We start from the raw sequence: 23,226 nt of genomic DNA, 5'->3' as shown, positions 1-23,226 counted from the left end.
AAACCCTAAACTTGGCTCAGCAATCGTTGGTTACATCTTTGATTTCTCGCGGAGTAACTTGTGATGCTGATAATCTTGTTGACTATCAGTCTGACTCCACAAGCACCCACACGAATTGCTTGATTCAGTTGTTAAAGAGCGGTTGGTTAAGATCTTTCGTCTCAACCGAGGCGCGCATTCTACAGCAGCCTCTGTTGCTGTCAAGCGGTTATTTTTCGAAGTTTTCAAAGTTTCCTTTGCAACTTCAACCACTTGCGCTTGCGATCTCTCGTTAGCGGGAGGCGAATTCTACAGCGTTACTCGCTGCTGTCAACACCTCTTTTGTTCCGCTTTCGACCGAGAAGATCGAATCGTCAATCAAGCTAAACCACCCTGCCTGACCGACTCCTTCTGGGCTTCGATGACCTGAAGCAACTCGCTGTCGAAAACTGCATAACTCGTTGTTTACCAAGGAGTTTTCCGTTTCGACTGCGCCGGAAGTGGGGCGAATTATAGACTTCCAGAATCTGCCGTCAACACCTAATTTGAGCTTTATTCGGATTTGAGCGTAATACGCGCAAATGCCTTCTTCCCAGCCTGGCAAACATGGGTCGCGCCCAGTACGTATATAAAGGTGCGATCGACAACCTCACCATCTATACGCACACCACCAGAACCTAGAAGGTCCCGAGCGACAGCCGAGTTCTTGACCAGACCTGCCTTATTAAGGACAGCAGCGATCGGCATGTCTTCAGTAGCAGTCAACTCGATCTCCGGCAGATCGTCCGGCAGCTCGCCTTCCTTCATCCGGTTACCCGCCGCACGGTGAGCATTGGCCGCAGCCTCTTCACCATGAAAACGCGCAACGATCTCCTCGGCCAGCTTGATCTTGATATCACGCGGATTGGCACCCGCCTCGACATCAGCACGGAATGCATTGATCTCATCCATGGAGCGGAAACTGAGCAATTCGAAGTAGCGCCACATCAGCGCATCCGGAATGGAAACCAGCTTGCCGTACATCACACCCGGCGCTTCCTGAATACCCACGTAGTTGCCCAAGGACTTGGACATCTTCTTCACACCATCCAGACCTTCAAGCAGCGGCATGGTCAGAATGCACTGAGCCTCTTGACCATATCCACGCTGCAGTTCGCGCCCCATCAACAGGTTGAATTTCTGATCAGTACCACCCAACTCGACATCCGCGCGCAAGGCTACCGAGTCGTAACCCTGAACCAGCGGATAGAGAAACTCATGAATGGCGATTGGCTGATTGGTGGTGTAGCGCTTATAGAAGTCGTCGCGCTCGAGCATGCGAGCCACGGTGTATTGAGAAGTCAGGCGAATGAAATCGGCCGGCCCCATCTGATCCATCCAGGTGGAGTTGAACGCAACTTCGGTTTTCGCCGGATCAAGAATCTTGAAAACCTGAGTCTTGTAGGTCTCGGCATTCTCGAGAACCTGCTCGCGGGTAAGAGGAGGACGCGTCGCACTCTTACCGCTCGGATCGCCGATCATCCCGGTGAAGTCACCTATAAGGAAGATCACCTGATGCCCCAGCTCCTGGAACTGGCGCAGCTTATTAATAAGCACGGTATGACCCAGGTGCAAATCCGGCGCGGTCGGATCGAAGCCTGCCTTAATACGTAGAGGCTGGCCACGCTTGAGCTTTTCGATCAGCTCGGACTCGACCAACAGTTCTTCCGCACCACGTTTAATCAGCGCTAGCTGCTCTTCAACCGACTTCATAACAGACCCGCAAGGCTCGAATTCAAAGGGAACCAACCATACAAGATCGCGCGTCAAATACAAGTTTTGCCCGGCGCACGGACGCCAATCCACGGACACCGCGTTCGCGGACTTGCTTCAGAGATGATTTGGTTATATTTTATACAGTTATTTCATCTTCATCATGTCATTCATCTTTTCCAATTCATCTTTTTCAAAGTCAAAAATTACCTATGACCAAAGAATCGTCTAAAGCGCCGCCGCTTTACCCAAAGACCCACCTGCTCGCAGCAAGTGGCATCGCCGCCCTTCTGAGCCTGGCGCTTCTGGTATTCCCTTCCAGTGATGTTGAAGCCAAAAAGACGACCCTGAGTCTTGAACTGGAAAGCCCAGCTGAACAACTGACACAAGATCAAGACGCTGCCGAAGCGGTCCAAGCCACAAATGAGCCAGCAGCGTCCCCTTTTGCGCAGATCGAAAACAGCGCCGAAGAACCTCAGGAAACCGCTCAGGTCGCGCCAGCGCCGGCGCCTGTGATCGAAGAAAAAAAGTCTCCAAACCACAGGGAAGTGATCGTTTCTAAAGGCGATACCCTCTCCACCCTGTTTGAAAAAGTCGGCCTTCCAGCAGCTTCGGTGCATGAAGTACTGGCCAGCGACAAACAAGCCAAGCAGTTCAGCCAACTCAAACATGGCCAGAAACTCGAATTCGAACTGAGCCCCGATGGCCAGCTGACCAACCTTCACAGCAAGATCAGCGACGTCGAAAGCATCACCTTGACCAAGAATGACAAGGGGTATGCATTCAACCGCATTACCGCCAAGCCGAACGTGCGCTCTGCCTACGTTCATGGCGTGATCAACAGCTCGCTGTCGCAGTCCGCTGCACGCGCCGGTTTGTCCCACAGCCTGACCATGGACATGGCCAGCGTGTTTGGCTATGACGTCGACTTCGCCCAGGATATTCGCCAGGGTGACCAGTTCGATGTCATCTACGAACAGAAGGTCGTCAATGGCAAGGCTGTCGGCAATGGCCCGATCCTTTCCGCTCGCTTCACTAACCGCGGCAAGACCTACACCGCCGTGCGTTACACCAATAAACAAGGCAACAGCAGCTACTACACTGCTGACGGCAACAGCATGCGCAAGGCGTTTATCCGTACCCCGGTGGACTTCGCCCGCATCAGCTCGAAATTCTCCATGGGCCGCAAGCACCCGATCCTGAACAAGATCCGCGCTCACAAAGGCGTCGACTATGCAGCGCCGCGTGGTACCCCAATCAAGGCTGCCGGTGACGGCAAAGTGTTGCTGGCCGGTCGCCGCGGTGGCTACGGCAATACCGTGATCATCCAGCACGGCAATACCTACCGTACGCTGTACGGCCACATGCAGGGCTTCGCCAAAGGCGTGCAGACTGGCAGTAGCGTCAAACAAGGCCAGGTGATCGGCTACATCGGGACTACCGGACTTTCCACCGGACCGCATTTGCATTACGAGTTCCAGGTCAATGGCGTGCACGTCGACCCACTAGGCCAAAAGGTGGCGATGGCCGATCCGATCTCCAAAGCCGAGCGCGCACGTTTCCTCGCGCAGAGCCAACCGCTGATGGCGCGCATGGATCAAGAAAAATCCACGCAGCTGGCTTCGAGCAAGCGCTAAGCCATGACGCTCTATATAGGTGTGATGTCCGGGACCAGCCTCGATGGCCTGGACATTGCGCTGGTCGAGCTGGCCCCGGCGATCAAACTGATCGCCACACATTACACCCCAATGCCTGACTCCCTGCGCACCGAGCTGCTTGGCTTGTGCGCCAGCGGCCCGGACGAGATTGCCCGCTCCGCCATCGTCCAACAAAACTGGGTGAAGCTGGCAGCACAGGGCATTCACTCCCTCTTAAACCAACAAAACCTGAAGCCCGAAGACATTCGCGCGATTGGCAGCCACGGCCAGACCATTCGCCACGAACCGGCGCGCGGCTTTACGGTGCAGATAGGCAACCCTGCCCTTCTGACCGAGTTGACCGGCATCACCGTGGTCAGCGACTTCCGCAGCCGCGATGTTGCGGCTGGCGGACAAGGCGCGCCACTGGTCCCAGCCTTTCACGAAGCGTTGTTTGAAGAGCGCGCAGGCAATCGCGCAGTATTGAACGTTGGCGGATTCAGCAACCTCAGCCTGATTGAACCCGGCAAACCTGTTGCGGGTTTCGACTGCGGTCCAGGAAACGTTCTGCTGGATGCCTGGATTCACCAGCAACGCGGAGACAACTTTGATCGCGATGGCCAATGGGCTGCCAGCGGCAACGTCGAACCGGTTCTGCTGAACGAACTGCTGAGTGATCCATTTTTCGTGACCAAAGGCCCAAAGAGCACCGGCCGCGAAGTGTTCAACCTGCCATGGCTGACACAACATCTATCGAAACTGCCGACCTTCGCCGCCGAAGACGTGCAAGCAACACTGCTTGAGCTGACCGCACTGACCATTATCGAGTCACTACAGAACGCTCAATCAGATACCCAGGAACTGTTGGTCTGCGGCGGCGGCGCCCACAACGCCACGCTGATGAACCGCTTGGCCAGCTTGCTGCCGAACACCAAGGTCAGCAGCACCGCGGCTTACGGTGTAGACCCGGACTGGGTCGAAGCCATGGCCTTCGCCTGGCTGGCCCATTGCTGCCTTGAAGGCATCGCTGCCAATCGCCCAAGCGTCACCGGCGCAAGCGGCCTGCGCGTACTCGGCGCCATCTACCCTGCCTGACCATCCATACCAGATCCCGGACAGCAAAACGCCGCAGAGCCCTGAGACCATGCGGCGCTTGGTGACGCGGTGATTGCGATCAGATCGAGAACGAAGAGCCGCAGCCACACGTGGTGCTGGCGTTCGGATTCTTGATCACGAAGCGCGATCCTTCCAGACCTTCCTGATAATCCACCTCGGCACCTGCCAGGTACTGGAAGCTCATCGGATCAACGACCAGACTCACCCCTTCGCGCTCGACAATGGTGTCGTCATCGGCCACTTCTTCATCGAAGGTGAAGCCGTACTGAAAACCTGAACAACCGCCGCCCGTAACAAATACGCGCAGCTTCAAACGATGATTCCCCTCTTCATCGACCAGGCTCTTCACCTTGTGCGCGGCACCGTGGGTGAATTGCAAAGCCGTGGGGGTGAAGGATTCGACGCTCATGCTAACTATCTCCCGGCGTTACGCCGCCATAATGCGTGATGACGCGCATTATCCGCTTCTCCTAGAAAATCGGTCAACTATTGTTACGGTATATCAATCAACCCAATCGTAAGCCCGGAATGCAAAAAGGCCCGTCAGACGGGCCTTTTTGCTGAGCAGGATAAAACCTTACGGCAGCATGCCTGCATGGGACAGACCCAAGCGCTCATCCAGACCAAACAGGATGTTCAGGTTCTGCACCGCCTGCCCCGACGCACCTTTGACCAGGTTGTCGATCACCGACAACACCACCACCAGATCACCATCCTGCGGACGATGCACCGCAATACGGCAAACGTTGGCACCGCGCACGCTGCGGGTTTCCGGATGGCTGCCAGCAGGCATGACATCGACGAACGGCTCGTTGGCATAACGCTTTTCAAACAACGCCTGCAGATCGACCGAGCGATCCACGACAGTCGCGTAGAGCGTCGAGTGGATGCCTCGAATCATTGGCGTAAGGTGCGGAACGAACGTCAGACCGACGTCCTTGCCCGCAGCTCGACGCAGGCCCTGGCGGATTTCCGGCAAGTGACGGTGACCTTTGACGGCGTAAGCCTTCATGCTTTCCGACGTCTCGGAGTACAGCGAACCTACAGACGCGCCACGACCGGCACCACTGACACCGGATTTGCAGTCAGCAATCAAGCGAGTGGTATCGGCCAGACCTGCTTCCAGCAATGGCAGGAAACCCAATTGCGTAGCGGTCGGGTAGCAACCCGGCACGGCGATCAGACGGGCCTGCTTGATTTGCTCGCGATTGACTTCCGGCAAGCCATAGACCGCCTCTTCCAGCAGTTCCGGCGCGCCGTGCGGCTGACCGTACCACTTGGCCCACTCATCGGCGTCTTGCAGACGGAAGTCCGCCGACAGGTCGATGACTTTAGTCCCGGCTGCCAACAGTTCGCCAGCCAGCGCATGGGCAACACCGTGAGGCGTGGCGAAGAACACCACGTCGCAAGCACCCAGCGTCTTGATGTCCGGAACGCTGAACGCCAGGCCATCGTAATGACCGCGCAGGTTCGGATACATATCAGCCACGGCCAGACCGGCCTCGGATCGGGAAGTGATGACTGCCACTTCAGCTTGCGGATGTTGCGCCAACAGACGCAGCAGTTCGACACCGGTGTAACCCGTGCCGCCGACGATACCGACCTTGACCATAAACCTGCCCTCAACGAACCCACTGGAAAGCCGTCGATAATAGGGGCCGCGCGGCTCTGCGACAACCGTCAAGGTGACGTGCGGCGGCTCAAGCCTCTACTATTCGGGCTACCGTGAACCTGGGAATAACTAAAAATGCTTTATCTGTGGCTCAAAGCGCTTCACATCGTCAGCATGGTCTGCTGGTTTGCCGGCCTGTTCTACCTGCCGCGCCTGTTTGTCTATCATGCCCAAAGCGAGGACACCGTCAGCAAGGAACGTTTCAGCATCATGGAGCGCAAGCTGTACCGCGGCATCATGGGGCCGGCGATGATCGCCACCTTGATTTTCGGCATCGCGCTGATCGGCCTGAACCCAAGCATATTCAGTCAGGGTGCGTGGATTCACGCCAAATTGACCCTGGTAGTGATCCTGATCGGCTACCACCACATGTGCGGCGCCCAGGTAAAACGTTTTGCCCGTGGCGAGAACACCCGCAGCCATGTCTTTTATCGCTGGTTCAATGAAGTGCCGGTTCTGATATTGCTGGCTATTGTAATTCTGGTCGTCGTTCGGCCGTTTTAACTCCAATAAGCACAAATCACCGGGGTACTTCCAATGTCGCTGCCCGCTCTGCTCGAACAACGCTTGCGTCTGCCAGTGGTGGCAGCGCCAATGTTCCTGATCTCCAACCCACAACTGGTGCTCGCCTGCTGCCGTAATGGCGTGGTGGGCAGCTTTCCTGCGCTGAACCAGCGCGAGAGCAGTGGCTTCAAGGCCTGGCTGGAAGAGATCGAAGCAGGATTGGCGACATTGGACAACCCAGCGCCTTATGCGGTGAACCTGATCGTCCACAACAGCAACCCGCGGCTGCAAGCGGATCTGGAAATCTGTATCGAGCACAAAGTGCCGATCGTGATCACCAGCCTCGGCGCCGTGAAAGAACTGGTCGATGCAGTACACAGCTATGGCGGTCTGGTGTTCCATGACGTGACGACTCGCCGCCATGCAGAAAAAGCCGCTGAGGCCGGCGTGGATGGCTTGATCGCCGTAGCCGCGGGCGCCGGTGGACACGCCGGAACCTGGAGCCCGTTCTCGCTGATTGCCGAAATACGCCAATTCTTCGACAAGACCCTGCTGCTGGCCGGTTGCCTGAACCACGGTCACGAGATTCTCGCTGCGCAATTGCTTGGTGCGGATCTGGCCTACTTCGGTACGCGATTTATCGGTACCACCGAAAGTCATGCGTCTGACGCCTATAAAGAGATGCTGCTGACTTCCAGAGCCGCGGACATCGTCCATACTCCAGCGGTGTCGGGAGTACCGGCGAGCTTTATGCGTCAGAGCCTTGAGGCTGCAGGTTTTGACATGGCCGCGCTGCAACGCAAGGGTGAGGTGAACTTCGGCTCCAAACTCAAGCCAATAAGTGATGAAGCCAAAGCCTGGAAAACCGTCTGGTCCGCAGGCCAGGGTGTCGGCGAGATCGACGACCTGCCGAGTGTCGACCAATTGGTCGCCCGCCTCGATGCCGAGTACCGCAAAGCACTGGAGCTGGCGGCAACGCTGCCCAAGCGCTGGCCACGCTGACAGGAAAACTTGGCCAGTCCATTTCGGCTGGCCTTACACTCCACCCGCAATACTCCCTGAAACATTCGTGACAAGGATGCCTCGCAATGAGCGAAAACCGTTTCAAGATCGTGTTCGACGGCGCTCTGCTGCCAGGTGTTGACGTCACCACCGCCAAGCTCAATCTCGCCGAGTTGTTCAAAAGCGATGTGGCAGCCATCGAGCGGCTGTTCAGTGGCAAGCCTGTTGCGCTCAAACGCGACCTGTCGCAGGTCGATGCGCAGACTTATCTCCAGGCGCTGAACAAAACCGGAATCGATGCCCGGATTGAATCCGAACCCTCGATCGAGCTGAACCTGTCCGACGTTCATGAACACTCCCCTGGCGTCGCGACAGATCCCGAATCCCCTTACGCACCACCCCGGGCTACCGTTGGCGAAGTTTTGCCTGAATTTTCCACACTCAAGCCCTTCAGCTTCGAGGGTCGGATCGGCCGCTTGCGTTATCTGGCCTGGACGATGTCGCTGACGCTGGTGACCCTTGGCGTTGGCGCTGTGCTTGCTGTTTTCGGCTTGGCCCTCATCACTACGGACTCGACCTCCGGCCTGATTCTCGGTGGTTTGCTGGCCTTTGTTCTCGTCGTGGCGCTCGCGTTCGTCAGTATTCAGTTCAGTGTCCAGCGTCTGCACGATATCGGCTGGTCAGGCTGGCTCTGGCTGCTGACCCTCGTGCCGTTCGTGGGCAGCATCTTTCCGTTCGTGATGATGATCGCGCCGGGTAATAACACCGCCAATCGATACGGTGCGCCATCACCGCCCAATAGCACCGCGGTCAAGGTCTTGTCTTCACTGTGGCTGGTGTTTATCGCGATCCTGTTCATCGGCGGACTGACCGGTGGCCTTACTACCATTCAGAGCGAATACGAAAGCGCCACCCAGAGCAGCTATGAAAGTGACTCCGTGACCACCGAAGAGATCGAAGATCAAACCGCCGTGGAAGCAGAGCCAGCACCAAATTCAGCTGACGAAGCAGCCGAAGCAGCCCAGCCCCCTGTAGACTCTGCGAAAGAATGAACAGCGCTCCCCGTCCGTGACACCTGCGTCGCCGGCGCGGAGCTGTTGCGATGGAGAAATGCATGACCCGTTACGCTCTGATCACTGGCGCTTCCAGCGGCATCGGCCTGGCGATGGCCGAAGCGCTGGCCCGGCGCGGCCGCAGCCTGATTCTGGTGGCTCGTCAGCGTGATCAGCTGGAAAGTATTGCGATTGAATTGACTCAACGTTTTGACGTGGAAGTGTTGTTCCGGGCCTGTGACCTCGGCGAGCCGCTACGGCTGTCCGGTTTTCTGCTGGAGCTGGAGGAAGGTGACCGACAGATCGATTTGCTGGTCAACTGCGCCGGCATCGGCACCTGCGGCCCTTTTCTAGCCCAAGACTGGATGACTGAGCAGGACCTGATCGAAGTGAACATCCTCGCGCTCACTCGCCTGTGTCACGCGATCGGCAACAGCATGGCGCTGCAAGGCGGCGGGCAAATTTTGAATGTCGCCTCGGTGGCGGCGTTCCATCCGGGCCCGTGGATGAGTACTTACTACGCCAGCAAGGCTTATGTGCTGCACTTTTCCGAAGGGTTGCGCGTCGAACTGAAAAAATGCGCGGTCAAGGTGTCGGTGCTCTGCCCCGGCCCTACCCGCACGGCGTTTTTCCGCACCGCACAATTGGACGCTGGCAAACTGAACGACAGCAAAATGCTGATGAGCCCCGAGGAAGTCGCGCTCTATACCGTGCGGGCCCTGGAGAAAAATCGCGCCATCATTATTCCGGGTCGACGCAACCGCTGGCGTGCCTTCCTGCCGCGACTCGGCTCGCGCTGGCTGACCCGGACAATCGCCGGCATGGTCAACAAGGCTTACTGCCCGCGCTGATCGCACCCTCAAGGTAAAAGGCTGGGCTCGGGCATAACCCATGGTTACACTCAGGCCAGCCCAAACAACGGAGAAAACAGCTGTGGATACTCTGTTCACCAAGATCATCAACCGGGAAATCCCGGCGAAGATCATTTACGAGGACGACCAGGTACTGGCCTTCCACGACATCGCCCCACAGGCACCGGTGCATTTTCTGGTGATCCCGAAAAAAGCGGTGCGTACGCTTAACGACCTGACCGAGGACGACAAGGCATTGGCTGGGCATATTCTGTTCACCGCCCAGCGTCTGGCCCTGGAACTGGGCTGCGAAGAGGGCTTTCGCGTGGTCATGAATTGCAATCCACTGGGTGGGCAGACCGTCTATCACATACATATGCATGTATTGGGTCAGCGCCAGATGCATTGGCCGCCGGGCTGACTGCAGCAAACCTCGTGGGGGTGGGCAACCGCTCCCACAAGTACCTGCGTCGCAATGACCCAGCGCAAACCTTCCCCCGGCCGATTGGGTTAAACTGGCCGCCGAGATTCTTCCCGGAGGTCAGCATGACTACCCAACGTCACTACTCGCCGATTGACCGCCTTCTGCTGCAAGCCGATGCCGCGATGCGTACCTTGTTGCCCTTCAGTGGTCAGCCGTACCGTCCTTCGCCCGCTATCGTTCAGCCGGATGCGCAAATGAGCGACGACGACACCCGGCACGTCGCCGGTCTGATGCGCATCAACCATACCGGCGAAGTCTGTGCCCAGGCGCTGTATCAGGGTCAGGCCCTGACCGCCAAGCTGCCGCAAGTGCGCGCCGCCATGGAGCATGCCGCCGAAGAAGAAGTCGACCACCTGGTCTGGTGCGAACAACGCATAAAACAGTTGGGCAGCCACACCAGCATTCTCAATCCGCTGTTCTACGGCATGTCGTTCGGGATTGGCGCGGTGGCCGGGTTGATCAGCGATAAAGTCAGCCTGGGTTTCGTTGCCGCGACCGAGCATCAGGTGTGCAAACACCTCAACGAACACCTTGAGCAACTGCCAGCCGAGGACGAAAAGTCCCGGGCGATCCTCGAGCAGATGCGCATTGATGAAGAACACCACGCCGAAAGCGCGCTGGAGGCTGGGGGATTCCGCTTCCCGGCACCGGTGAAGTTCGGCATGAGCCTGATGGCCAAGGTCATGACCAAGAGTACTTATCGGATCTGATCCCCTCCCCAAAAAAAATCACGGGCACAAAAAAGGGCGCTTTTCAGCGCTCTTTCTTTTTGCTCGCAGAAAATTAGCTCGGCATGTTGCGCGCGTAGAAGATTTCCAGCATTTCGTGTTTCACGCGGTCAGTCACCTGCGCACGCTGCTCAGGGGACAGGCTGCTGGTGGCGTCGCCGAACAGGTAGTTATCGAGTTCGAAGTTCTTCAGCAGCATTTTGGTGTGGAACAGGTTTTCCTGGTACACGTTCACGTCGGTCATCTGGTACGCGTCGCGGGTGTCTACAGAAAGGTAGTTTTGAATCGAATTGATCTCGTGGTCAATGAAGTGCTTTTTGCCTTCCACGTCACGGGTGAAGCCGCGCACGCGATAATCCACGGTCACGATGTCCGAATCGAACTGGTGAATCAGGAAGTTGAGCGCCTTGAGCGGTGAAATGACGCCACAGGTCGACACATCAATGTCCACACGGAATGTCGCGATGCCATCGTCCGGATGGATTTCCGGGTAGGTGTGCACCGTGATGTGGCTCTTGTCGAGGTGGGCCAGGATAATTTCAGGCAGCGGGCCCGGGGACTCTTCGATCTGACTGTCGGTCGGGGTCACCGGCTCTTCAGAGATCAGAATCGTGACGCTGGCGCCTTGGGGCTCATAATCCTGACTGGCGATGTTCAGGATGTTGGCACCAATGATATCGACAACTTCTGTGAGGATCTGCGTCAAGCGCTTCGCGTTGTACTCTTTATTGATGTACTCGACATAAGCCTGTTGGTCTTGCGGGGTTTGCGCGTAGCAGATGTCATAGATGTTGAAGCTCAAGGTCTTTGTCAGGTTATTGAACCCGTGGAGCTTGAGTTTGCTTTTCACCGTTAAAGACTCTCTATGTATTGCGGCCCGGCCGCATGATCAAGCATGCCCGTCAGATGCGAACGACACACCTGCGTAGGACGGTTAACACCTCTTCACAATGGCGACTTTGGTTGTCTGTTGGAGTGCGCGGCCTGTCGGCGGACAGGCCACTACCCTGAAAAAAGTGGCGCATTGTGCAGACGTCAGCTTGGGATCGCCACAGTCTGCACTGCCTTTATGATAGTTGAATGTCGATTCAACCGAGCTCGATGATCTCGTAGTCATGGGTAATTGCCACGCCAGCCGCACCGAGCATGATCGACGCCGAGCAATACTTCTCGGCAGACAGCTCGATGGCGCGTTTGACCTGGGCTTCTTTCAAGCCTCGGCCCTTGACCACGAAGTGCATGTGGATCTTGGTGAAAACCTTCGGATCTTCGGTGGCACGCTCAGCTTCGAGGAAGGCTTCGCAGCTTTCAACGGCCTGACGGGACTTCTTGAGGATGCTGACCACGTCGAAATTGCTGCAACCGCCAACACCCAGCAGGAGCATTTCCATCGGCCGGACACCCAGGTTGCGACCGCCGGCATCGGGCGGACCGTCCATGACCACGACATGACCGCTGCCGGATTCGCCGAGGAACATGGCTTCGCCAGCCCATTGGATGCGTGCCTTCATCGCCAAGACTCCACTGTATAAAAAAGGGTCGCCAGCTTAGCACAGGGGCCTTGATTGACGGCGTCTCGCCTTCCTACGACGCAAGCCGCTGCGCTGTAGGTAAATTCTCGAATATTGCAGGAAGTGTCTGTTAAGCTGGCGCCAATTCACTGGCGCATGGCCAGCTTTGTAGCAACCTCAGCGACTCATAAGAAAACCAAACACACCGTGAAGTCTTTTCGGGATACAACCATGGTTGCTATTACCCCAACACCCAAAATCAAGAACCTCGACAAGCTGCTGATGCACTGCCAGCGCCGTCGTTATGCGGCCAAAAGCAACATCATTTGTGCCGGCGATCGCTCGGAAACCCTGTTCTTCATCATCAAGGGTTCGGTCACCATCCTGATCGAGGATGACGACGGCCGCGAAATGATCATCGCCTATCTGAACTCCGGAGACTTTTTCGGCGAGCTGGGCCTGTTCGAACAGGCCGGCCTGGAACAGGAACGCAGCGCATGGGTGCGCGCCAAGATCGAATGCGAAGTCGCGGAAATCAGCTACGCGAAATTCCGCGAGCTGTCCCAACAGGATCCAGACATTCTTTACGTGCTCAGCGGACAAATCGCACAGCGCCTGCGCAACACCACCCGCAAGGTGGGTGACCTGGCATTCTTCGACGTTACCGGCCGCGTCGCACGTTGCCTGCTGGAACTGTGCAAGCAGCCAGATGCAATGACCCATCCCGACGGCATGCAGATCAAGGTGACCCGTCAGGAGATCGGGCGGATTGTCGGTTGTTCACGCGAGATGGTCGGTCGCGTACTCAAGGACCTGGAAGAACGCAACCTGGTGGACGTCAAAGGCAAGACCATGGTGGTCTTCGGTACGCGCTAAACCCTGAACATGTCTGCCAGCAACTGGCGGTACAACGTGTCGAGTCGCCCCAACGCATCAGGTGCTGCATATTTTTCATGAAGGGCAATGTGGCTCTCGGCGCGAACTCGCTGCTCCAGGCCACAGGCTTCATTGAAACGGTTAACCGCCGCAACCATCGACTCACGCTCGTTATCGAGCAACAAAGCACCGTGCACCAACCCTACCGGACGCGTACCGCCCTTGCTCTGGCGCCAGCGTTGAGCCGTGCCGACCATCTTGCGCCCATCAAGGTTGACGTTGAAACGCCCATCACAGAACGCCCCCTCTATTTCGCCCAAAGACGAAACGCCGCCCAGTTCATCGAGTAACTGACAAATCGGATCGCACAGCCGGCGATAACCGGTTTCGATGCGGTTCTGGTCACCCTCGCTACGCGGTGGCGCGTAGACCAGTGCGATGTTGATCGTTGAGGCCGATTGCGGCACCGGTTCACCGCCGGTTTCACGCAGCAACACCGGCCAACCTGCCGCCGCCGACACCTCGCACGCGGCCTCGAACCCAGGCAGACGATTCAACCGTCGCGGCATGACCAGCGCCTTGTCACTGGGCTGCCAGAACAACAGCCCAAATTCCGAATCGCCGGTGCACACATGGGCCAACAGATCCTGTTCGGCGAGCAGGCCGGCTTCGACGGTCAAGGCGATGGGCTGGGTCATGACAGTAGACATCCTTTGTTTGGGGTATAAAAAAGCCGGCATCGCCGGCTTCTTCATCAAGTCACGTTCAGTCGAGTGTAGAACCGCTCACCGCGATACCACGCTCAGGAAAGAACAGACGCTGCAGCTCGGTGCCCGGGCTTTCGGCGCGCATGAACGCTTCGCCAACCAGGAACGCGTACACATCGCTGATTTCCATCAGTTCAACATCGGCCCGGTTGAGAATGCCACTTTCGGTGATCACCAAGCGATCACGCGGGATACGCGGCAACAGATCGAGCGTGGTTTCCAGATTGACTTCGAAGGTGTGCAGGTTGCGGTTGTTCACGCCGACCAACGGAGTGTCGAGGGTTTTCAAGGCCCGCTCCAACTCGTCGCCATCGTGAACTTCCACCAGCACATCGAGGCCGACACTTTTGGCGACGGCAGCCAGCTCGGCCATTTTCACGTCATCCAGTGCGGAGACGATCAGCAGCACGCAGTCGGCGCCCAACGCGCGGGCTTCAATGATCTGGTACGGATCGATCATGAAGTCCTTGCGGATCACCGGCAGTTTGCACGCCGCACGCGCCTGTTGCAGATACACATCGGCGCCCTGGAAGTAATCGATATCGGTGAGCACTGACAGACAGGTCGCGCCGCCCTTCTCGTAACTCTTGGCGATGTCGGCGGGAACGAAGTTCTCGCGGATAACGCCTTTGCTCGGTGAAGCTTTCTTGATTTCTGCAATGACCGCTGGCTGCTTGAGCTTGGCCTGAGCCAACAATGCCTTGGCAAAACCACGGGGTGCATCGGCCGCCTTGGCCAGACTTTCCAGCTCTGCCAGGCTTACGCGAGCGCTACGCTCGGCGACTTCCTGGATTTTACGGGCCAGAATGTTTTCCAGAACCGTCGGTACACTCATCCCTCATTCTCCACTTTGAATACCGCGGTAAATGCACCCAACTCCTCCAGTTTTTCCCGAGCGAGGCCTGTGTGCAGCGCATCGTGCGCCAGGGCAACGCCTTCTTTCAAACTGCTGGCATGGTCGGCGGCGTACAGCGCGGCACCGGCATTGAGCACAATCATTTCCGCGGCTTTCTGACCGTTCTCGGTCTTGCGCTTGCCCAGGGCATCGCGAATCAGCTCCAGCGAGGCCGCCGGGCTATCCACTGCCAGACCGTGCAGGCTCTGGCTCTTCATCCCCAAGTCTTCTGGCTCGACCCAATACTCGGTGATCTGGTCATCCTTCAATTCCGCCACAAAGGTCGGCGCTGCCAGACTGAATTCGTCCAGGCCATCCTTCGAGTGCACCACCAGCACGTGCTTGCTGCCCATACGCTGCAAGACTTCAGCCAGCGGCCGGCACAACGCCTGATTGAACACGCCCACCACCTGATGCTTCACACCGGCCGGATTCGTAAGCGGGCCGAGCATGTTGAACAGCGTGCGCAAGCCCAGCTCCCGGCGCGGGCCGGCGGCGTGCTTCATGGCACTGTGATGGGTCTGGGCGAACATGAAACCGATGCCGACGTTGTCGATGCAGCGTGCGACCTGAACCGGCGTCAGGTTCAGGTAGATACCCGCCGCCTCCAGCAGATCGGCGCTGCCGCTTTTGCCCGAGACCGCACGGTTACCGTGCTTGGCGACGGTACAACCGGCGGCCGCGACCACGAACGAGGAAGCGGTCGATACGTTGAAGATATTGGCACCGTCACCGCCGGTGCCCACCACATCGACAACGCCGTCGAGGGTCTTGAGTTCGACCTTGTCCGCCAGCTCGCGCATGACCGACACGGCGCCGACGATTTCGTCGATGCTTTCACTCTTCATGCGCATGGCCATCATGAACGCGCCGATCTGCGCATCCGTGCATTGACCGGTCATGATTTCGCGCATGACATCGCGCATCTCATCGGTGCTGAGGTCGAGCTGTTCGACGATACGGCTCAGGGCTGTCTTGATATTCATGAAAAGTCCTTAGCGCGTGCCGCCGGTTTGTTTGAGGAAATTAGCGAACAGCTCGTGGCCCTGTTCGGTGAGGATCGACTCAGGGTGAAACTGGACGCCCTCGATGTTCAGTGTCTTGTGGCGCAGCCCCATAATCTCGTCGACCGAGCCGTCTTCAAGCTGGGTCCAGGCGGTCAGCTCCAGGCAATCGGGCAGGGTTTCGCGTTTGACGATCAGTGAATGATAGCGGGTGACCGTCAGCGGATGGTTCAGGCCTTCGAAAACGCCTTTGTCCTCGTGGAACACCGGGCTGGTTTTGCCGTGCATGACCTGACGGGCGCGCACCACATCACCGCCAAAGGCCTGGCCGATGGACTGATGCCCCAGGCAGACGCCGAGGATCGGCAATTTACCGCCAAAATGTTTGATCACATCAATCGACACGCCGGCTTCGTTCGGCGTGCAAGGGCCGGGGGAAACGACGATCCGCTCAGGGTTGAGGGCTTCGATTTCTGCAATGGTGAGCTCATCGTTGCGCACGACTTTGACCTGGGAGCCGAGCTCACCGAGGTATTGCACAACGTTGTAAGTAAAAGAGTCGTAGTTATCGATCATCAGCAACATGGCTTAAGAACCTCTTGAATTTACTGACTTTGAATACAGCCTTCGAATGATTTACCCGCAGCGTCCTGCACTTTGTCAGTCAAAGCGACATGTCATACGGGCAACGTTCTTCGGTCAGCTATCCGGGGTTTGTTCAGCCAGGGCCACTGCACGGAACATCGCGCGGCGCTTGTTCAGGGTTTCTTCCCATTCCAGCGCCGGTACCGAGTCGGCAACGATGCCGCCACCGGCCTGCACGTGCAGTTCGCCGTTCTTGATCACCGCGGTGCGGATCGCGATTGCGGTATCCATGTTGCCGTTCCAGGCGAAGTAGCCGACGGCGCCGCCGTAGACACCACGCTTGACCGGTTCCAGTTCGTCGATGATTTCCATCGCGCGAATTTTCGGCGCACCAGACAAAGTGCCCGCCGGCAGAATCGCCCGCAGTGCGTCCATCGCCGTCAGCCCGGCCTTCAGTTGGCCGGTGACGTTGGAAACGATGTGCATCACGTTGGAATAACGCTCGATCACCATTTTTTCGGTGAGTTTCACCGACCCGATTTCCGAGACCCGACCGGTGTCGTTACGACCCAGGTCGATCAGCATCAAGTGCTCGGCAATTTCCTTGTCGTCGGACAGCAGGTCTTTTTCCAGTGCCAGGTCGGCCTCTTCATTGGCGCCGCGCGGACGGGTGCCGGCGATCGGGCGCACGGTGATCAGGTTGTCTTCGACCCGCACCAGCACTTCCGGCGAACTGCCGACGACGTGGAAGTCGCCGAAGTTGAAGAAGTACATATAAGGCGTCGGGTTGAAGCAACGCAGCGCCCGGTACAGATCGATCGGCGCAGCCTTGAAGTCGATCGACATGCGCTGGGACGGCACGACCTGCATGCAGTCTCCGGCCAGGATGTATTCCTTGATGGTGTCGACGGCTTTTTCGTAATCGTCCTGGGTGAAGCTCGAACGAAACACCGGATCAGCAGACTGTTGCTTGCTGAAATCCAGGCCACGGCGCGGGGTAATCGGCTGGCGGAGTTTTTCCAGCAGCTCCTCCAGACGCGCCTGACCTTGCTCGAAAGCATCGTCCTGCGAGGGATCGGCCAGGACAATCGCGTGCATCTTGCCGGCGAGGTTGTCGAACACCACTACCGCGTCGGAAACCATCAGCAGAATGTCCGGCACGCCCAGTGGATCCGGGTTCGGGCATTTGCCCAGACGCTTCTCCACATAGCGCACGCAGTCATAACCGAAGTAACCCACCAGGCCGCCATTAAAGCGCGGCAGGCCTGGGATGGTCGGCACGTTGTAGCGGGCTTTAAATTCTTCGACGAAGGCCAGTGGATCTTCAGCTTCGTGGCTTTCGATCTCGATGCCGTCGTGGGTCACGCTGACGTGATGGTCGTGAACCCGCAGCACGGTGCGGCACGGCAGGCCGATGATCGAGTAACGCCCCCACTTCTCCCCGCCCTGCACCGATTCCAGCAGGTAGGAGTTGGGCTCGTCGGCCAGTTTCAGGTAGATCGACAGCGGTGTGTCGAAGTCGGCCAGGGTTTCGCAGGCAAGCGGGATGCGGTTGTAGCCGGCAGCGGCCAAACGCAGGAATTCTTCGCGGATCATGGGGTAGCCTCGTGGCTTGAGGGTCTAACAGTCAGGTATGCAAACGCGCCGGGTATGCCGGCCAGGAACAAGTCAGGCGCGCCAACGCCAGCGGGCCAGGGCCTTGATGACTTTCATCCAGAGTTTGCGAGTGACCACCACGATGGCGTTTCCAGAAGGGGGTTGAACAGCGTCGGGCAACGTTATCTCAGCGGCCGGATCCAGGCAACCGCGAATTAACTTGCGCAGATCGTCGATCACCAGCGCCGGCGACTCTTCGGCAATCGGCCGGCCATGGTTATAGCCGTAACTGAGCGCCACGCATTTGACCCCCGCCGCTTTCGCCGCCAGCACATCGCTACGCGAATCACCGACGAACAAGGATTGCGACGCCGGGATATTGGTCATTTTCATCACGAAAAACAGCGCTGCCGGGTCCGGCTTTTTCTGTGGCAGGGTGTCGCCGCCGATGATCAAGCGGAAATAACGGCCGATTTTCATCTGATCCAGCAGCGGCGCGACGAAGCGCTCCGGTTTGTTGGTGATCAGCGCCATCTCGACACCCTGCTTGTGCAGCCATTTCAGGGTGTCGCGCACGCCGGGGTAAACCACCGTCAGCTCGTGACCGTCCTCATAAAAACCGTTGAACAGCTCCAGGGCATGCTCGGCCTCGACTTCATCGACACCCTCGGCGTCGATGTGGTTGGCCAAGGCCCGGCGTACCAGCGTGTGCACGCCGTTGCCCACCCACTCACGCACCGATTCGATGCCGGCAGGTTGACGCCCGAGTTTGAGCAGCATGTTATCCACAGCCGCTGCGAGGTCGGGGACCGAATCGACCAGCGTGCCATCCAGATCGAACATCACCAGCCGCGGCAGAGACCCCGGGAACAGCTGCTCAAAGCCACTCATGGGCGGGCCAGCGCCAGTTCGGAACGCATCTTTTCAATCACCTCTTGGTAGTTCGGTGCATTGAAGATCGCCGAGCCGGCGACGAAGGTGTCAGCGCCAGCAGCGGCGATTTCACGAATGTTGTTCACGTTCACTCCGCCGTCGATTTCCAGGCGGATGTCGCGCCCGGAAGCATCGATCAGCGCCCGCGCTTCACGCAGCTTGTCGAGGGTGCCGGGGATGAACTTCTGCCCGCCGAAGCCCGGGTTGACGCTCATCAGCAGGATCATGTCGACCTTGTCCATCACGTACTTGAGCACGTCCAGCGGGGTCGCCGGGTTGAACACCAGGCCCGACTTGCAGCCACCTTCGCGGATCAGTTGCAGGGAACGGTCGACGTGCTGCGTGGCTTCCGGGTGAAAAGTGATGTAGGTCGCGCCGGCTTCGATGAAATCACCGACGATGCGGTCCACCGGGCTGACCATCAGGTGCGCGTCGATCGGCGCGGTCACGCCGTACTTGCGCAGTGCGGCACACACCATCGGGCCGATGGTCAGGTTCGGCACGTAGTGGTTGTCCATGACATCGAAGTGCACGAAGTCGGCGCCAGCGGCCAGGACGTTGTCCACTTCTTCACCCAGGCGGGCGAAGTCGGCGGAGAGAATCGACGGAGCAATTACGAAGGGCTGCATGACGCACCTTTTTTGAGCAGAATCACGATGGCGCGCATTGTATACCTCATGCTTTGACCCGCGCACCGTGGCCGCGATGATTGACCCGCCCTAGTAAGCCGCTCGGTAGATCTTCTCGATATCGATGGCACTCAATTTGCGCGGATTGTTGCGCATCAGGCGCTCAATTCCCGCCGCCTCCACCGCCATGGCCGGGATGGCATCTTCTGGAACGCCGAAGCTGTGCAGGCCGGGCGGGATTTCCACCGCAGCGCACAACTCGGTCATCGCCTCTACGGCCTTGTCCGCTGCGTCGTTGGCGCTCAGATGAGCGGTCTTCACCCCCATGGCCTCGGCGATATCTTGCATGCGCTCCACGCAGGCCATTTTGTTCCAGGTCATGACATATGGCAGCAGCAAGGCGTTGCTGACGCCATGGGCAATGTTGTAACGGCCGCCCAGCGGGTACGCCAGCGCATGCACCGCGCCGACCCCGGCATTGCCGAATGCCATACCGGCCATCAGGCTGGCGGTGGCCATGTCTTCGCGGGCCTGGAGATTGGACGGATTGGCGTAAGCCTTCGGCAGCGCCTTGGCGATGAGCTTGATGGCGCCGATGGCCAACGCGTCGGTAATCGGTGAGGCGTTCAGCGACAGATAGGATTCGATGGCGTGCACCAGTGCATCGACGCCACTGGCGGCAGTGACACTGCGCGGACAGGTCAGGGTCATTTGCGGGCTGACCAGCGCCACGTCCGGCAATAGATAGTCGCTGACGATGCCTTTCTTCAGTTGCGCGACCTTGTCGGAGAGGATCGCCACGTTAGTGACTTCCGAGCCAGTGCCGGCGGTGGTCGGAATGGCGATCAGCGGCGGGCCTTTGCGCGGCACCTGATCGATGCCGAACAGATCCTCCAGCGCCCCGTGATAACCGGCGTAGGCCGCGACACTTTTAGCGATATCGATGGCACTGCCGCCGCCCAGGCCGATCAGTCCGTCGTGCCCGCCCTCGCGGTAGACCCGCATGCAGTCTTCGACGATGGCGATTTCCGGGTCTGGCAGCACACGGTCAAAAATTTCGTAGGTTCGGTCGCCCAGCTGCGCCAGCGCCAGCTCGACCGTGCCGGACTTGACCAGTGCGGCATCGGTGACGATCAACGGGTTGTCGATGTCCAGGCGTGTCAGTTCAGCCGCCAGTTGCTCGATGGCACCTGCGCCGGTGATCAGTTTGTGAGCGATTTTGAAAGAGGAAATACTCATGTGCGCAGCCTCTTATAGATAGGGGAGCTGGGCACAAGAGTAGCTGGGGATTGGGGTTTGTCTGCTTTCAGGCAGTGAATGACTTCATATCCATGACAGGGTCGACACAAATCAACTGTGGGAGCGGCGGTGCGACGATTCGACTTGCTCGCGAAAGCGTCAGCACATCCAACATCTATGTGACTGAAAGACCGCTTTCGCGAGCAAGCCCGCTCCCACATTTTGACCGTGTACGGCCTCAGACCTGAGCGGTACGCAGTTTTTCGCTACGGCCGCGCAGCCATTCCAGGGTCAGCAGCAGGATTACCGAGAAGGCAATCAGCAGGGTCGCTGCGGCAGCAATCGTTGGGCTGAGGTTTTCGCGGATGCCGCTGAACATTTGCCGAGGCAACGTCGCCTGTTGGGGGCCGGCGAGGAACAGCGTTACCACCACCTCATCGAACGACGTCGCGAAGGCGAATAGTGCCCCCGAGATCACTCCCGGCGCGATCAACGGCAAGGTCACGCGGCGGAATGCCGTCAGCGGCGAAGCGCCAAGGCTGGCCGCCGCACGCACCAGGTTCTGGTTGAAACCTTGCAAGGTAGCCGACACGGTAATGATCACGAACGGCACACCCAACACCGCATGCACGACGATCAGCGAGACAAAACTGTTACCAAACCCCAGCGGAGCGAAGGTCAGGTAACTGGCCACACCAATGATCACCACCGGCACCACCATCGGTGAAATCACCAGCGCCATCACCAGCGGTTTGCCGGGGAAGTCACCCCGTGTCAGGCCGATTGCCGCCAGCGTACCGAAGATCATCGCCAGCACAGTCGCCGCCGGAGCAACGATGATGCTGTTCTTCAGCGAACGCATCCACTCGGCCGAAGCGAAGAAGTCCTGGTACCAGTGCAGCGAAAAGCCTTGCAGCGGGTACACCAGAAAACTCCCGGAGTTGAACGACAGCGGAATAATCACCAGCACCGGCAGGATCAGGAACAACAGGACCAGCCCGCAGAGAATGCGCAAGCTGTAAAACCACATCCGCTCAATGGGCGACATATAAGGACTCAGCATTTCGTTCTCCCCTTAGCTCAGACGCAGGCGACTGGCGCCCACCAGCCAGCTGTAAATCAGATAAAGCACCACGGTCGCCAACAGCAGCAGCCCACCGAGTGCGGTCGCCATGCCCCAGTTGATGCTGGTGTTGGTGTAGAAGGCGACGAAGTAACTGACCATCTGATCGTTCGGGCTACCCAGCAAGGCCGGGGTGATGTAGTAGCCGATGGCGAGGATGAACACCAACAGGCAACCGGCGCCGACACCGGCATAGGTCTGCGGGAAATACACCCGCCAGAAACTGGCGAACGGATGGCAGCCGAGGGAAATCGCGGCACGCATGTAGGTCGGCGAGATGCCTTTCATCACGCTGTAGATCGGCAGAATCATGAACGGCAGCAGGATGTGCACCATGGAGATGTAAACCCCGGTGCGGTTGAACACCAGCTCCAGCGGTTTATCGATAATGCCCATCGCCATCAGGCCGCTGTTGATCAAGCCACCCGATTGCAGCAACACGATCCACGCGGCGACCCGCACCAGAATCGAGGTCCAGAACGGCAGCAGCACCAGAATCATCAGCAGGTTGCTTTGACGTGATGGCAGGTTCGCCAGCAAGTAAGCCAATGGATACGCCAGCAGCAGGCAGATCATGGTGATGATCAGCCCCATCCAGAAGGTCCGGGCGAAGATGTCGAGGTAGATCGCCTGATCGGGCGTGGCCGGGGCGATTTCGCCGAGATCGTCGATACGGTGATCGACCGCCGCCAGTAAATAATAAGGCGTGATGCTGCTGGTGTTGCGGCGCACCGCTTGCCAATAGGCCGGGTCGCCCCAGCGCTCGTCGAGACCTTCCAGCGCTTCTTTATAAGAGGCCGGTTCGGTGGCGAACGGTAAAGCACGTGCAGTTTTGGTCAGCAGGCTGCGGTAGCCGGCCAACTCCATGTTCAAGCGCTTGGACAGGTCGCCCAGGGTCTGATTCTTGCGGGCTTCAGCGAGGTCTTCGCTGGCCGCCTTGTAAACCGGTTCAGCGGGCAGGCCTCGGCCATCCCAACTGGCGATAGCCGCCACGGTGCGCGGCATGCCGCCGACCACTTCCGGGTTACCAACGCTTTTGTAGAGCAGCGCCACGATAGGCACCAGGAACACCAGCAACAGAAACAGCACCAACGGCGCGATCAAGGCTTGTGCTTTCCAGCGGTTGATCCGCTCGGCGTGCTTGAGCCGCTGCTTCAAGGTGGGGTCGGTGCCCGCGTTCAGGGGAATGGCGGTGGCCATGGCGTACTCCGGAAATCTTTGGATGGGCGGCATCACATAGCGTGATGCCGCATTGCATCAACTCTTGAAGCAAACACCAGCCCTGTAGGAG

At 58.3% G+C, this 23,226-nt stretch carries 24 protein-coding genes; 9 read left to right on the top strand and 15 right to left on the bottom strand.

From position 1 onward, the window contains the following. Positions 1-531 precede the first annotated feature (531 nt). Positions 532-1,731 carry a tyrosine--tRNA ligase gene (gene tyrS, locus KGB23_RS12590; RefSeq protein ID WP_056741332.1) on the bottom strand — a complete coding sequence of 400 codons (1,200 nt, stop codon included), beginning with the start codon at positions 1,729-1,731 and terminating at the stop codon, positions 532-534. A gap of 212 nt (positions 1,732-1,943) precedes the next feature. On the opposite strand from tyrS, the gene KGB23_RS12585 reads away from it, so the two are divergent. Both KGB23_RS12585 and KGB23_RS12580 read left to right on the top strand, forming a co-directional pair. Then, positions 1,944-3,368, top strand: a complete 1,425-nt coding sequence (locus KGB23_RS12585) for a peptidoglycan DD-metalloendopeptidase family protein (RefSeq protein WP_223431305.1) — start codon at positions 1,944-1,946, stop codon at positions 3,366-3,368. A gap of 3 nt (positions 3,369-3,371) precedes the next feature. Beyond that, positions 3,372-4,463 (top strand): anhydro-N-acetylmuramic acid kinase, encoded by a 1,092-nt coding sequence (locus tag KGB23_RS12580; RefSeq protein WP_223431304.1) that lies wholly within the window; start codon positions 3,372-3,374, stop codon positions 4,461-4,463. Positions 4,464-4,542: 79 nt separating this feature from the next. Here the strand turns inward: KGB23_RS12580 and erpA are convergent, their stop codons facing one another. Further along, positions 4,543-4,893, bottom strand: a complete 351-nt coding sequence (gene erpA, locus KGB23_RS12575; protein WP_223431303.1) for an iron-sulfur cluster insertion protein ErpA — start codon at positions 4,891-4,893, stop codon at positions 4,543-4,545. Between the two features lie 168 nt (positions 4,894-5,061). Beyond that, a complete protein-coding gene (argC, locus tag KGB23_RS12570; protein WP_046045401.1) occupies positions 5,062-6,096 on the bottom strand; it encodes an N-acetyl-gamma-glutamyl-phosphate reductase in 1,035 nt (344 codons plus the stop codon). A gap of 135 nt (positions 6,097-6,231) precedes the next feature. Here argC and hemJ point away from each other — a divergent pair, with 135 nt between their 5' ends. The 6 genes from hemJ (at position 6,232) to coq7 (ending at position 10,759) form a co-directional block, all read left to right on the top strand. Next, the gene (gene hemJ, locus KGB23_RS12565; protein ID WP_046045400.1) at positions 6,232-6,660 is read left to right on the top strand and encodes a protoporphyrinogen oxidase HemJ; all 429 of its coding nucleotides are present in this window, start codon (positions 6,232-6,234) and stop codon (positions 6,658-6,660) included. Between the two features lie 33 nt (positions 6,661-6,693). Then, positions 6,694-7,662 carry an NAD(P)H-dependent flavin oxidoreductase gene (locus KGB23_RS12560; protein WP_223431302.1) on the top strand — a complete coding sequence of 323 codons (969 nt, stop codon included), beginning with the start codon at positions 6,694-6,696 and terminating at the stop codon, positions 7,660-7,662. 86 nt (positions 7,663-7,748) lie between these two features. Then, a complete protein-coding gene (locus KGB23_RS12555) occupies positions 7,749-8,714 on the top strand; it encodes a DUF805 domain-containing protein (protein WP_223431301.1) in 966 nt (321 codons plus the stop codon). A gap of 62 nt (positions 8,715-8,776) precedes the next feature. Continuing rightward, positions 8,777-9,565 carry an SDR family NAD(P)-dependent oxidoreductase gene (locus KGB23_RS12550; protein ID WP_223431300.1) on the top strand — a complete coding sequence of 263 codons (789 nt, stop codon included), beginning with the start codon at positions 8,777-8,779 and terminating at the stop codon, positions 9,563-9,565. Between the two features lie 82 nt (positions 9,566-9,647). Continuing rightward, positions 9,648-9,986 (top strand): histidine triad nucleotide-binding protein, encoded by a 339-nt coding sequence (locus tag KGB23_RS12545; protein WP_008147240.1) that lies wholly within the window; start codon positions 9,648-9,650, stop codon positions 9,984-9,986. Positions 9,987-10,111: 125 nt separating this feature from the next. Then, positions 10,112-10,759 carry a 2-polyprenyl-3-methyl-6-methoxy-1,4-benzoquinone monooxygenase gene (gene coq7 / locus KGB23_RS12540; RefSeq protein ID WP_223431299.1) on the top strand — a complete coding sequence of 216 codons (648 nt, stop codon included), beginning with the start codon at positions 10,112-10,114 and terminating at the stop codon, positions 10,757-10,759. 73 nt (positions 10,760-10,832) lie between these two features. Here the strand turns inward: coq7 and speD are convergent, their stop codons facing one another. Then, positions 10,833-11,627, bottom strand: a complete 795-nt coding sequence (gene speD, locus KGB23_RS12535; RefSeq protein ID WP_223431298.1) for an adenosylmethionine decarboxylase — start codon at positions 11,625-11,627, stop codon at positions 10,833-10,835. Positions 11,628-11,865: 238 nt separating this feature from the next. Further along, positions 11,866-12,288, bottom strand: a complete 423-nt coding sequence (locus KGB23_RS12530; RefSeq protein WP_007941657.1) for an OsmC family protein — start codon at positions 12,286-12,288, stop codon at positions 11,866-11,868. 231 nt (positions 12,289-12,519) lie between these two features. On the opposite strand from KGB23_RS12530, the gene crp reads away from it, so the two are divergent. Continuing rightward, positions 12,520-13,164 (top strand): cAMP-activated global transcriptional regulator CRP, encoded by a 645-nt coding sequence (gene crp / locus KGB23_RS12525; RefSeq protein ID WP_046045393.1) that lies wholly within the window; start codon positions 12,520-12,522, stop codon positions 13,162-13,164. On the opposite strand, the gene KGB23_RS12520 is transcribed toward crp, so the two are convergent. From KGB23_RS12520 to KGB23_RS12475, 10 genes are all read right to left on the bottom strand, one after another. Beyond that, positions 13,161-13,862, bottom strand: coding sequence for a biotin/lipoate A/B protein ligase family protein (locus KGB23_RS12520; protein ID WP_223431297.1), 702 nt, complete (start codon positions 13,860-13,862; stop codon positions 13,161-13,163). The genes crp and KGB23_RS12520 overlap by 4 nt on opposite strands. A 67-nt stretch (positions 13,863-13,929) precedes the next feature. Continuing rightward, positions 13,930-14,766 (bottom strand): indole-3-glycerol phosphate synthase TrpC, encoded by an 837-nt coding sequence (gene trpC / locus KGB23_RS12515; protein ID WP_223431296.1) that lies wholly within the window; start codon positions 14,764-14,766, stop codon positions 13,930-13,932. Beyond that, on the bottom strand, positions 14,763-15,812 hold the full coding sequence (gene trpD / locus KGB23_RS12510; RefSeq protein ID WP_095127233.1) for an anthranilate phosphoribosyltransferase: 1,050 nt from the start codon (positions 15,810-15,812) through the stop codon (positions 14,763-14,765). Before trpD ends, trpC begins: the two co-directional genes overlap by 4 nt. A 9-nt stretch (positions 15,813-15,821) precedes the next feature. Beyond that, positions 15,822-16,415, bottom strand: coding sequence for an aminodeoxychorismate/anthranilate synthase component II (locus tag KGB23_RS12505; protein ID WP_033056198.1), 594 nt, complete (start codon positions 16,413-16,415; stop codon positions 15,822-15,824). Positions 16,416-16,529: 114 nt separating this feature from the next. Next, on the bottom strand, positions 16,530-18,011 hold the full coding sequence (gene trpE, locus KGB23_RS12500; protein ID WP_223431295.1) for an anthranilate synthase component I: 1,482 nt from the start codon (positions 18,009-18,011) through the stop codon (positions 16,530-16,532). Positions 18,012-18,083: 72 nt separating this feature from the next. Then, positions 18,084-18,902 carry a phosphoglycolate phosphatase gene (locus tag KGB23_RS12495; RefSeq protein WP_150658518.1) on the bottom strand — a complete coding sequence of 273 codons (819 nt, stop codon included), beginning with the start codon at positions 18,900-18,902 and terminating at the stop codon, positions 18,084-18,086. After that, complete coding sequence (rpe, locus tag KGB23_RS12490; protein WP_008035979.1) at positions 18,899-19,573, bottom strand: ribulose-phosphate 3-epimerase; 675 nt, start codon at positions 19,571-19,573, stop codon at positions 18,899-18,901. The genes KGB23_RS12495 and rpe overlap by 4 nt, the downstream gene beginning before the upstream one ends. A gap of 90 nt (positions 19,574-19,663) precedes the next feature. Next, positions 19,664-20,812, bottom strand: a complete 1,149-nt coding sequence (locus KGB23_RS12485; protein ID WP_223431294.1) for an iron-containing alcohol dehydrogenase — start codon at positions 20,810-20,812, stop codon at positions 19,664-19,666. 238 nt (positions 20,813-21,050) lie between these two features. After that, on the bottom strand, positions 21,051-21,875 hold the full coding sequence (locus KGB23_RS12480) for an ABC transporter permease (RefSeq protein ID WP_223431293.1): 825 nt from the start codon (positions 21,873-21,875) through the stop codon (positions 21,051-21,053). Between the two features lie 12 nt (positions 21,876-21,887). Continuing rightward, positions 21,888-23,135 carry an ABC transporter permease gene (locus KGB23_RS12475; RefSeq protein WP_223431292.1) on the bottom strand — a complete coding sequence of 416 codons (1,248 nt, stop codon included), beginning with the start codon at positions 23,133-23,135 and terminating at the stop codon, positions 21,888-21,890. Positions 23,136-23,226 lie beyond the last annotated feature (91 nt).

The organism is Pseudomonas sp. GL-B-26 (assembly GCF_019947405.1).
Lineage (GTDB): Bacteria > Pseudomonadota > Gammaproteobacteria > Pseudomonadales > Pseudomonadaceae > Aquipseudomonas.
Note: the sequence above shows the minus strand (reverse complement) of the source record. Positions and strands in the feature narration are given on the sequence as shown.